Raw genomic sequence first — 883 nt, 5'->3', positions numbered from 1 at the left:
CTAGGGCGTGTTGATCTTTGTGGTATGAAAAACAAACAGCATGAAGATAAGGTATAATTGAATTCGCCAGAAAACTTTACACCGAACCTACATGCCAAGATTAATGTTAACAGACGGGACATGGAATGTCTTATCAAAAGTAATGTACTTAAGTGGTCGAATTTATAATAAGCCCGACCATAGAAAAACGCTCGAAGGCATACTGTATAAGATGCGCACAGGTATTCCATGGCGAGATTTACCTTCTGATTTTGGCCGTTGGAGTGCTATCTACAGACGGTTTAATTTATGGTCCAAAAAAGGGATTTTGAATGAACTGTTTCGCGCATTATCTCGTGATGCGGACATGGATTGGGTCTTCATTGATGGCAGTATTGTCAGGGCTCATCAACATAGTTGCGGTGCAAGAACTGCTGACAATGAATCAATTGGAAAGAGCCGAGGTGGAAATTCTACGAAAATTCATCTTGCAGTCGATAGCGGAGGGTTGCCTGTTTATTATGAATTATCCTGTGGAAATACGCATGATATCGTCCATGCAGAGTCACTCGTAGCTAATTGCCCAACAAGTAATATGGTTGTCGCAGATAAAGGCTACGACAGTGAAAAACTGAGAGCGTTTGTTCGTGATAATAACGCTACACCCGTTATTCCACGTAAGGGCAACAGTTTAGTAGGCAATGAAGATATTGACTGGTGCATGTACAAATATCGGCACTTGGTTGAGAATGCATTTGGCCGTATTAAGCAATATAGAGGGATAGCCACGCGGTATGAAAAGCTTGAACGAAATTATCATTCAATGCTCGCTTTAGCATTTACTATGATGTGGCTACCAATGTGGGCTGATTGATATATGTACTACAAAGATCAACAGCCCCTA

At 41.2% G+C, this 883-nt stretch carries 1 protein-coding gene; it reads left to right on the top strand.

The window, feature by feature from the left end; all coding sequences use genetic code 11:
* Positions 1-91 precede the first annotated feature (91 nt).
* Positions 92-853, top strand: coding sequence for an IS5 family transposase (locus tag H5058_RS18110; RefSeq protein WP_024600859.1), 762 nt, complete (start codon positions 92-94; stop codon positions 851-853).
* The last annotated feature ends 30 nt before the right edge of the window (positions 854-883 follow it).

Source organism: Pseudoalteromonas sp. SR45-4, from assembly GCF_014163535.1.
Taxonomy (GTDB): Bacteria; Pseudomonadota; Gammaproteobacteria; order Enterobacterales; family Alteromonadaceae; genus Pseudoalteromonas; species Pseudoalteromonas nigrifaciens.
The sequence above is the reverse complement of the archived record's forward strand: the minus strand, read 5'-3'. Positions and strand labels throughout refer to the sequence as shown.

Excerpts from the sequence above, each read along its gene's own strand:
- H5058_RS18110 (WP_024600859.1), top strand. The coding sequence starts at position 92 with ATGCCAAGATTAATGTTAACAGACGGGACATGGAATGTCTTATCAAAA.